Source organism: Luteibacter sp., from assembly GCF_051958795.1.
Taxonomy (GTDB): Bacteria; Pseudomonadota; Gammaproteobacteria; order Xanthomonadales; family Rhodanobacteraceae; genus Luteibacter.
This window is the reverse complement of the sequence record NZ_JBQCFT010000251.1, coordinates 1-9886: the sequence shown is the minus strand read 5'-3', so window position 1 is coordinate 9886 and position 9886 is coordinate 1. Positions and strand designations below refer to the sequence as shown.

Sequence of the window (9886 nt, the reverse complement as noted above, 5' to 3'; positions counted from 1 at the left end):
GGGGGCGGGGGGGGGGGTGTGGGCGGTTTTTTGGGGGTCGGGGGGGTTTGGCGGCCCCGCCCCCCCCCCACGCCGGCCCCCCCCCCCTCCCACAAGGGGCGGGGTGGGCGTGCCGTGGATGCGTGAGACGTAAGGTTTTCGTTCGGACGTCCAAACGCTTTGACGCAGCGCCGCAAATGTGTGTACCTTCGGAGCCATGCCCTTCGCGTGCATGTGATGGTCGGCCGGTTCACGGCTGCGGGGCCACGTGCACGCTTCTGGAGACCCAGCACAACCGTATGCCACAGGAGGCGTTAGGTGAAGCAAGGCACACCGCGCCTATACGACGAGGCGTTTGAACACGACAGCTGCGGCTTCGGTATCGTCGCGCAGATCGATGGCCATGCGAGCGCGAAGCTCGTAGACACCGCTTTTTCAGCGCTTTCGAAGCTTTCCCACCGCGGCGGCGTCAACGCCGACGGCATCAGCGGCGATGGTTGCGGCGTCCTCATCCGGCGTCCCGTCGAATGGCTGCGCGCGCTTGCGAGCGAGGCGGGCATCACGGTTTCCACGCAGTTTGCGGCCGGTGTCGTGTTCCTCGACAACGATACGCAGGCGCATGCGGTAGTTACACTTGAAACCGAACTCGTGGCCGCTGGCCTGCGTGTTGCCGGCTGGCGCGATGTCGCCGTCGATACCAACGCGTGCGGTCCGCTCGCGGCGTCATCGATGCCGCTGGTACGCCAGGTCTTCGTCGACGCGCCGGGCGACATGCCGCCGGCGCGCTTCGAAGCAGCCCTGTTCCGCGCGCGCCGCCGCGCCGAGCAGGCGCTGAAGGGCGACCGCCAGTTCTACGTGGTCTCGCTCTCCGGTGAAGTGGTCGGCTACAAGGCGATGGCTGCGCCGGGGCACCTGCGCGATGTGTATCCCGACCTCAAGCATCCCGCGCTGGTCGCGGATGCGGTCGTGTTCCACCAGCGCTTCTCGACCAACACCTCGCCGAAGTGGCGCCTAGCGCAGCCGTTCCGCTTCCTCGCCCATAACGGCGAGATCAACACCATCCGCGCGAACCGTCGCTGGATGCAGGCACGCGGCACCGTGATGCGTTCGGAGCGCGTCGATCTTTCCGATATCGGCCCGCTCGTTACGCAGGATGGCTCGGATTCGGAAAGCCTCGACAACGCGCTCGAAGTGCTGCTGATGGGCGGCATGGACCTGCTCACGGCCATGCGCGTCCTCGTGCCGCCCGCATACAGCGCACGCGAAGACATCGACGAAGATCTCGCGGCGTTCTACGAGTACTACGCGCTGCACAGCGAACCGTGGGATGGCCCGGCGGGCCTGGTGATGTGCGATGGGCGCTATGCCGCGTGCACGCTCGACCGCAACGGCCTGCGCCCGGCGCGCTGGGCGCTCTCCGACGACAACCACCTGATCGTCGCATCGGAAGCGGGCCTGTGGGATGTGCCCTCGTCGCGCGTCGTCGCGAAGGGGCGCCTCGCACCCGGCGAAATGATCGCCGTGGATTTCCGTGAGCACCGCCTGCTGCGCGATGCCGATATCGACGCGATCAACCGCGCACGTGCTCCGTTCCGCGACTGGCTGCGCGATGGCGTCACCTACCTCGAATCCGACCTGATCGACCCGAGCCTGGCCGCCGAGCCGTTGCCGGCCGAAGAGCTGCGCCGCTACCAGAAGCTGTTCGGGCTTTCCCGCGAGGAAAGCGAGTCGGTGTTGAAGATCATCGCGGAGACCGAAGCGGAAGCCACCGGCTCCATGGGCGACGACACGCCGATGGCCGTGCTCTCGCGCCAGGTGCGTCCGTTGTTCGATCGGTTCCGCCAGGCCTTCGCCCAGGTCACCAATCCGCCGATCGATCCGCTGCGCGAGCGGCTGGTGATGTCGCTGGTGACCCAGATCGGCCAGGAGCGGAACATCTTCGATCTCGGGCCGGAGAACGCGAAGCAGATCCTGCTGAATTCGCCGATCCTCTCGCAGCGCAAGCTGCGCCAGATCCTGGCGACGCCCGCTTACGCGAATACGCCGCGCTTCGACCTGATGTACGGCGCCGACGAAACGCTTGACCAGGCGATCCGGCGCATCTGCGACGATGTCGAGGCGGCCGTGCGCCGTGGCGTGGAGGTGGTCTTCCTCAGCGACCGCTATCCGCGGCGCGACCTGCTGCCCATTCATTCGCTGCTGGCCACGGGCGCCGTGCATGCGCGCCTCGTCGAGACCGGCCTGCGATGTCAATGCAACATCATGGTCGAGACCGCGACGCCGCGTGATCCGCACCAGTTCGCCTGCCTGCTCGGCTTCGGCGCCACCGCGATCTACCCGTGGCTCGCCTACCAGAGCCTGTTCGACATGGGCCGCAGCGGCCACCTGCGCAAGGGTGAAGGCGCGCCGCGCGAGATCGGCCGCAATTATCGCCGCGGTATCCGCAAGGGCCTGCTGAAGATCCTCTCGAAGATGGGCATCTCCACCGTCGCTGGTTATCGCGGCGCGCAGTTGTTCGAGATCGTCGGCCTGTCCAGCGACGTGGTCGACCTGTGCTTCCCCGGCACGCCTTCGCGCGTCGGTGGAAGCACGTTCGCCGACCTGGAGGCGGAGCAGCGCCTGCTCGCCGCCGAGGCGTGGGATGAAGCCCAGTCGCTGCGCGCCGGCGGCCTCTACAAGTACGTGCACGGGGGCGAGTACCACATGTACAACCCCGACGTGATCGCCAGCCTGCAGGTTGCGGTGCGCACGGGTGAGTGGAAGGATTACGAGAAATACGCGCACTACGTCGACACGCGGCCGGCATCGGCGCTACGTGACCTGCTGGTGCCGCGCGAAGCGACCGCCATTCCGCTCGACGAGGTCGAGCCGGCGGAGGCGATCCTCAAGCGCTTCGATTCCGCGGGCATGTCGCTGGGCGCGCTGTCGCCGGAGGCGCACGAGGCGCTGGCGATCGCGATGAACCGCCTCGGCGCCCGCAGCAACTCCGGTGAAGGTGGCGAGGATCCCTCGCGTTACGGCACCGATCGCCAATCCAAGATCAAGCAGGTGGCGTCGGGCCGCTTCGGCGTGACGCCCGCCTACCTCGTCAACGCGGAGGTCCTGCAGATCAAGATCGCGCAGGGCGCGAAGCCGGGCGAGGGTGGCCAGCTGCCTGGCCACAAGGTGGACGCCACGATCGCCCGCCTGCGCTATGCGAAGCCCGGCATCGGCCTGATCTCGCCGCCGCCGCACCACGATATCTATTCCATCGAAGACCTTGCCCAGCTGATCCACGACCTGAAGGAAGTGAATCCGCAGGCGCTGGTTTCGGTGAAGCTGGTGTCGCACGCAGGCGTGGGAACCGTTGCCGCCGGCGTGGTGAAAGCCGGCGCCGACCTCATCACCGTCTCCGGCCACGATGGCGGCACGGGTGCAAGCCCGCTGACGTCGATCAAGTACGCCGGCACGCCGTGGGAACTCGGCCTCGCCGAGACCCAGCAGACCCTGCGCCTGAACGACCTGCGCGGCCGTGTGCGCCTGCAGACCGACGGCGGGCTAAAGACTGGCCTCGATGTGATCAAGGCGGCGATGCTCGGTGCGGAAAGCTTCGGCTTCGGCACCGGCCCGATGGTGGCGCTCGGCTGCAAGTACCTGCGCATCTGCCACCTCAACAACTGCGCGACGGGCGTGGCGACCCAGCACCCGGTGCTTCGGCAGAAGCATTTCATCGGCCTGCCCGACATGGTGATGAACTATTTCCGCTTCATCGCGGAAGACGTGCGCCGCCACCTCGCGCGGCTGGGCGTACGCTCGCTCGCCGAACTCATCGGCCAGGCAGGCCGACTCGAGCAGCGTGGCGGCATCACCGCGGTGCAGGAGCGTCTCGACCTGTCCGCGCTGATCGCAGAGGACGGGCTCGGCCAGAAGGTCGACTTCGCCTGCACGCTCGCACGCAATCCGATGCGTGATCCGGCGGCGCTGGCTTCGCGGATTTCGGCGGATGTTCGCCAGCTCGTGACCGATGGCCACGGTGGCACGTTCCGCTACCCGATCGTGAACACCGATCGCGCGATCGGGGCGCGCCTGTCCGGTGACATCGCCCGCCGTTGGGGTGACGCCGGCATGGCGGAACGCCCGATCCACCTGCACCTCACCGGTTCCGCCGGGCAAAGCCTCGGCGCGTGGAATGCGGCCGGCCTGCATATCGACCTGGTCGGTGAAGCCAACGACGGCGTGGGCAAGGGCATGGCCGGTGGCCGGCTCATCATCCGCCCGCCGGCGGATTCGCCGTTCAAGAGCCAGGACGCATCGATCATCGGCAATACCTGCCTCTACGGCGCGACCGGTGGCGAGCTGTTCGCTGCGGGGCAGGCCGGCGAACGCTTCGCCGTCCGTAACTCGGGTGCGCTGGCGGTCGTGGAAGGTGCGGGCGACCATTGCTGCGAATACATGACCGGTGGCGTCGTCGCCGTGCTGGGCCGTACCGGGCTGAACTTCGGCGCGGGCATGACCGGCGGCTTTGCCTACGTGCTCGATACCGAGCGCAACTTCGTCGACTGCTACAACCACGAACTCGTGGACATCCTGCGCATCTCGCACGAGGGCATGGAGCATTACATGCAGCATCTCCGCCAGCTCATCGCCCGCCACGCCGAACTCACCGGCAGTGCCTGGGGCCGCCAGGTGCTTGGCGATTTCCGTGGGCTGCTGCAGCGGTTCTGGCTGGTGAAACCCAAGGCCGCGAGCCTCGACGCCCTTGCCGAAGAACTGCGGAGTGCCGCATGAGCGCAAAAGACTTCCGCTTCCTCGAGATCGCGCGGCAGACGCCGCGCACGGTGCCGGTTGCGGTGCGCGTGCTCGGCTACGGCGAGATTTCCGGTGACTTCGCCTCGGCCGAGGCATCCTCCCAGTCGGGTCGCTGCATCGATTGCGGCAACCCGTATTGCGAACACGCCTGCCCGGTGCACAACTACATCCCGAACTGGCTGAAGCTGGTCCAGGATGGCCGCCTGTTCGAAGCCGCGGCGCTGATGCACGAGACGAATCCGCTCCCGGAAATCTGCGGGCGCGTGTGTCCGCAGGATCGCCTGTGCGAAGGCGCCTGTACGCTTGAGCAGGGCGATTTCGGTGCGGTGACGATCGGCAGCGTCGAGCGTTGGGTGACCGACGAAGCGTTCCGCCAGGGCTGGCGCCCGGATCTCTCCCGCGTGAAGGAGACCGGTGCGCGCGTGGCGATTGTCGGCGCGGGTCCGGCAGGCCTGGCCTGTGCCGATCGCCTGCGCCGTGCGGGCATCGCCGCCGATGTCTTCGATAAGCAACACGAGATCGGTGGCCTGCTGACCTTCGGCATTCCTCCGTTCAAGCTCGACAAGACCATCGTGCGCACCCGCCGCGGCGTGCTCGAGGGCATGGGCGTGCGCTTCCACCTCGGTGTCGAGATCGGCCGTGACATCGAGTTCGACGAACTGCTCAACGATTACGACGCGGTGTTCGTCGGCACGGGTGCCTACACCTATGTCGACGGCCAGCTCGAAGGTCGTGAGCTTGGCGGCGTGCATGACGCGTTGCCGTTCCTCATTGCGAATACGGAGCGGCTGCTACGCGAGCAGGCGCCCGCGCCGGAATACGACCTTGCCGGTAAGCACGTCGTCGTGCTCGGCGGCGGCGATACAGGCATGGACTGCAACCGCACGGCCATTCGCCTTGGTGCCGCGTCGGTCACGTGCGTTTACCGCCGCGACGAGCCCAGCATGCCGGGCTCGCGGCGCGAAGTGGGCTACAGCCGTGAGGAAGGCGTGCGCTTCCTGTTCCAGCGCCAGCCGGTGACGCTGGTCGGCGAGAACGGCAAGGTGAAGGCCGTGCGCGTCGTCGAGACCCAGCTGGTCGACGATGGCGACGGGCGTCCGCGCCCGCGCAACGTGGAAGGCAGTGAAACCGACCTGCGCGCGGACGTCGTCATCCAGGCCTTCGGCTTCCAGCCGAGCCCGCCGGACTGGTGCGATGCGTTCGGCATCGAGCGCGATCGCAGCGGCCGCATCATCACGGGCACGGACGGCAACCTGCCGCACCAGACCAGCCATGCGAAAATTTTTGCGGGTGGCGATAACGTGCGTGGCGCGGACCTCGTGGTGCGCGCGGTTTACGACGGTCGCGAAGCGGCGGTCTCGATCACGCGCATGCTGGCCACGAAGAAAGCCAACAGCACAGTGGCCGCATGAAACACCCTTGTGGGAGCGCGCTTGCGCGCGATGGGTGCTCGCGTCACGGCCCATCGCCCCCGAAGAGGGGATAAACGCGCAATCTCAGCGCGCTCCCACAAGAGGTTGAAGTGACAAACGGCTCACGCGGAAAAGGCGCACAATACGTCCCATGCCCTCCACGGCGGCCCCTCACCCATGTGCCTGATCGCTTTCGCCTGGCGCGCCCACCCGCGCTGGCGCCTTGTCATGCTCGGTAACCGCGATGAATTCCATGCCCGTCCCACGGCGCCCCTGGCGCATTGGGATGAAGCGCCGCAGATCGCGGCGGGCCGCGACCTTGAAGCCGGCGGAACGTGGGCCGGCGTCGGACCCAACGGCCGCGCGAGCATCATCACCAATGTGCGCGACCTCAACGCCGACCACAGCGGGCTATCGCGCGGCCTGCTCGTCGCCGACTACCTCGGTTCGAATCTCCCTGCTTCCGTCCACGCGCAGGAACTGATCGCCACCGCGCGTGACTACCGTCCCTTCAACCTGCTCACCTTCGACCACGACAGCGCGTACTACCTGGGAAACCATCCCGATGCACGCTACCAGCCGGTCAGCGATGGCATCCACGGGCTGTCGAACGCCGACTTCAATGCGCCGTGGCCGAAGACCCGCGCGCTCACGCATCGCCTTGAGGCGTGGGCGCAAGACGAACGTGAAGACACGGAATCCCTGTTCCGCATGCTCTCCGACCAGGGCCGCTGGCCCGACGACTTGCTGCCCGACACCGGCATCGGCATCGAGCGCGAACGCTTCCTCTCCAGCGCCTTCATCGTCGGGGAGAACTACGGCACCCGGGCGAGTACGGTCGTGCTGGTCGGCCACGACGATGGGACCACGATCATCGAACGCCGCTTTGGACCGAACGGTGTGCCTGAGGGCGAAACGGTGCTTGACCTCCCGCCGTAGGGCGGGTCGTCGATTCAGGGCTTATCGCGCTTCGCCTCGCGCAGGACGCCGCGGAACGGCCTTTCCGGCGTGCACGCGATGCTGATGCCCTGCGACGTGCATGCATGAAAGCCGTCTAGCAGCGACCTGGCTACGCCACGGTTCGTGTCGGTCAATCCGTCGATGTGGATGTGCGTGATATGCGCCATGCCACCCGTGTCATAGATCAGGTCGAACACCTTTCCGCTATCGGCGAATTCGCAGCGTTCGATCTTCATGCCGGTCGCGCACTTCTGGGTCGTCTTGCCCTCAAGTGCATTCTCCGGGTTGTAACCACTGTAAATGGTTACCTTCCCACCACCGGGCAGAGACATCTTGTAAAGCATGAAGTCCATGGGAAGCGACACATCAACCGATAGCCCGACGGGCACCGAGAAGCACACCGTATCGAGGTAGACGTTGCAGAACTGCGGTTCTTCTGCCTTCGCTGTTGCCGCCGAAGCATTTGCCGGAAGGTTCGCCATGGACGCAAACGCAATGGCCGCCGCAAGGAGCGTCGCGGTCTTCATGCCAGAAATGCGCGGCCGGCGGAGCCCATGCCGCAACGATGGACAGACTGCCCCGGTTGGTCGCTGATGGCGCATTTTCATGTCCTGTCCCTGGAGCCCTGATTTTTCAAAAGATTAGCCCGAAGGTGCGGGACCAGCAAGGCGGCGCAAGCTCGCTGCTCGCAGGCGCGCCATTCTTCCCGGGCCGGCAAAAGTCTTTCACCCGGGTAGCGGTTGATCCAAGCCGCCGCTGCCCCGACGATGTTGGAATCCACTTTCCCACCGGGAGTCACCCATGAAGATCGATCTTTCCAAGCGTAGTGCCATCGTCACCGGTTCCACCGCCGGCATCGGCCTCGCCATCGCCCAGGGCCTGGCCGGCGCGGGCGCCAGCGTCGTGATCACCGGCCGCACCCTGGCGCGCGTCGATGCCGCGATCGCCGAGATCAAGAAGGCCGTGCCGGACGCGAAGCTCTCCGGCGTCGCTGCCGACCTCGGTACGGCCGAAGGCGCCGCCGCCCTGATCAAGGCCGTGCCCAGCACTGACATCCTCGTCAACAACCTCGGCATCTTCGAGCCGAAGGCCTTCTTCGATATCACCGACGAGGAATGGAGCCGCTTCTTCGAAGTGAACGTGAATTCGGGCGTGCGCCTGTCGCGTCACTATGCGAAGGGCATGGCGGACCGTGGCTGGGGCCGCGTGCAGTTCATCTCCAGCGAATCGGCCCTGCAGATCCCGGCCGAGATGGTCCACTACGGCATGACCAAGACCGCCCAGCTCGCCGTGTCGCGCGGCCTGGCGGAAACGCTTTCCGGTACGGGTGTCACGGTTAACTCGGTGCTCCCGGGCCCGACCCTGTCCGAAGGCGTGGGCGAGTTCTTCAACAAGATCGCGAAGGACCAGGGCAAGTCGCTGGAAGAGGTCGAGAAGGACTTCATCAGCACCCACCGCCCGACCTCGCTGATCGAGCGCCTGCTCACCGTCGAGGAAGTCGCGAACATGTCGGTCTACCTCGCCTCCGAACAGGCCAGCGGCACGACCGGTGCGGCCGTGCGTGTCGACGGTGGCGTAGCCCGCCAGGTCGTCTAAGCAACGACCTTGCTCTTGTGGGAGCGGGCTTGCCCGCGATGGACCTGGCCGCAAGCACCCATCGCGTACAAGCGCGCTCCCACAGTTCAATGCTTCAATCGACATCTCCGTCGATGTAATACCAATGTCCGCCTTCGCGAACGAAGCGGCTCACCTCATGCATCTTCTTCGCGCTTCCGCCGCCGTAGCGCAGCCGTGCGACGAATTCGACCACGGCCGTATCGGGCGTGGGGTTCTCATGGCGCTTCACCGTCAGCCCCAGCCATGTAGGCGCCGGTGACTGATTCGCCAGATCGAGCGCAGGCGGCCGTGTCGACGGATGCCACGACGCCAGCAGGTAGTCCTCCAGCCCCATCACGTACGCGCTGTAGCGCGAACGCATGAGCGCTTCCGCCGTGGGGGCGGGCTCACCGGCGTGCCAGCGGCAGCAGCAGTCAGGGTAGGGCTTGCCGGTGCCGCAGGGGCAGGCGGTGTCGGGTAGGGCCATGGCCTGTCCTCGGAAAGTCAGAAAGCGTCCATGCTAGTTTAGCCATGTCGCTCGTGTTCACTCCTGGAAGACTGCCATGCATGGACGGAAAACGGTTCTGGCTTTCGCGCTCTTGATGTGTTCAAACGCAACGATGGCGACCCACCCGGTAGAGATCTCAGTAGCGAACGAGGATCAGGTCGCCTCCTTGTCGCCGCCGGTTGAGTTTTGTGACGTGGTCAAGGAGCCAAAGATATACAGCGGGCGGCACGTCGTATTCACAGCACGTGTGGAGAGTGACGGTGTGCACGGCATGGTTCTTGTCGACCCTCACTGCGAAGGCGCAATGGACATCGACATCACGAACGCCGGAAATGCGACTGATCGCCTCAACGATGTCGTGATGTCCGGTAGTCCCGGTACGCTGGACAAGACAGTGACCGCAAGATGGACCGGTATTTTTCAGCGAACGAAAGGTCGTCCCAAGCTAATGGTTGAATCGATTGAGAACATATCGGTCGATCCGTGACACCGTGATCAGCGCGCTGCGGTCAGCAGGTTAACTTTTGCCCGCGCGATCAGGCTGTGACACCCCGGAAACGATGAGCGCCGACAGCTCGTACCCCATCGCCACAGCCGCCGCTTTCAACCGCTCGAACGTCGCCCGGTCCAGGTTCGGCGTGCG

The 9886-nt window shown here is 65.9% G+C and carries 7 protein-coding genes; 5 read left to right on the top strand and 2 right to left on the bottom strand.

Annotated elements, in window-relative coordinates:
* The first annotated feature begins 297 nt into the window (after window positions 1-297).
* The 3 genes from gltB (at window position 298) to ACTHLF_RS12935 (ending at window position 7118) form a co-directional block, all read left to right on the top strand.
* Window positions 298-4746 (top strand): glutamate synthase large subunit, encoded by a 4449-nt coding sequence (gltB, locus tag ACTHLF_RS12945; protein ID WP_440327761.1) that lies wholly within the window; start codon window positions 298-300, stop codon window positions 4744-4746.
* Complete coding sequence (locus ACTHLF_RS12940; protein ID WP_440327760.1) at window positions 4743-6179, top strand: FAD-dependent oxidoreductase; 1437 nt, start codon at window positions 4743-4745, stop codon at window positions 6177-6179. Before gltB ends, ACTHLF_RS12940 begins: the two co-directional genes overlap by 4 nt.
* Window positions 6180-6356: 177 nt before the next feature.
* The gene (locus ACTHLF_RS12935) at window positions 6357-7118 is read left to right on the top strand and encodes an NRDE family protein (RefSeq protein ID WP_440327759.1); all 762 of its coding nucleotides are present in this window, start codon (window positions 6357-6359) and stop codon (window positions 7116-7118) included.
* 14 nt (window positions 7119-7132) lie between these two features.
* Here the strand turns inward: ACTHLF_RS12935 and ACTHLF_RS12930 are convergent, their stop codons facing one another.
* The gene (locus ACTHLF_RS12930; RefSeq protein WP_440327758.1) at window positions 7133-7666 is read right to left on the bottom strand and encodes a hypothetical protein; all 534 of its coding nucleotides are present in this window, start codon (window positions 7664-7666) and stop codon (window positions 7133-7135) included.
* A gap of 274 nt (window positions 7667-7940) precedes the next feature.
* On the opposite strand from ACTHLF_RS12930, the gene ACTHLF_RS12925 reads away from it, so the two are divergent.
* On the top strand, window positions 7941-8735 hold the full coding sequence (locus tag ACTHLF_RS12925) for an SDR family NAD(P)-dependent oxidoreductase (protein ID WP_440327757.1): 795 nt from the start codon (window positions 7941-7943) through the stop codon (window positions 8733-8735).
* Between the two features lie 94 nt (window positions 8736-8829).
* On the opposite strand, the gene ACTHLF_RS12920 is transcribed toward ACTHLF_RS12925, so the two are convergent.
* Window positions 8830-9222, bottom strand: coding sequence for a YchJ family protein (locus ACTHLF_RS12920; protein ID WP_440327756.1), 393 nt, complete (start codon window positions 9220-9222; stop codon window positions 8830-8832).
* 76 nt (window positions 9223-9298) lie between these two features.
* On the opposite strand from ACTHLF_RS12920, the gene ACTHLF_RS12915 reads away from it, so the two are divergent.
* Complete coding sequence (locus tag ACTHLF_RS12915) at window positions 9299-9730, top strand: hypothetical protein (protein ID WP_440327755.1); 432 nt, start codon at window positions 9299-9301, stop codon at window positions 9728-9730.
* Window positions 9731-9886: the final 156 nt, after the last annotated feature.

Coding starts and splice junctions, on each gene's coding strand:
- ACTHLF_RS12940 (WP_440327760.1), top strand. CDS start 4,743: ATGAGCGCAAAAGACTTCCGCTTCCTCGAGATCGCGCGGCAGACGCCG.
- ACTHLF_RS12915 (WP_440327755.1), top strand. CDS start 9,299: ATGCATGGACGGAAAACGGTTCTGGCTTTCGCGCTCTTGATGTGTTCA.
- ACTHLF_RS12920 (WP_440327756.1), bottom strand. CDS start 9,222: ATGGCCCTACCCGACACCGCCTGCCCCTGCGGCACCGGCAAGCCCTAC.
- ACTHLF_RS12930 (WP_440327758.1), bottom strand. CDS start 7,666: ATGAAGACCGCGACGCTCCTTGCGGCGGCCATTGCGTTTGCGTCCATG.
- ACTHLF_RS12935 (WP_440327759.1), top strand. CDS start 6,357: ATGTGCCTGATCGCTTTCGCCTGGCGCGCCCACCCGCGCTGGCGCCTT.
- ACTHLF_RS12925 (WP_440327757.1), top strand. CDS start 7,941: ATGAAGATCGATCTTTCCAAGCGTAGTGCCATCGTCACCGGTTCCACC.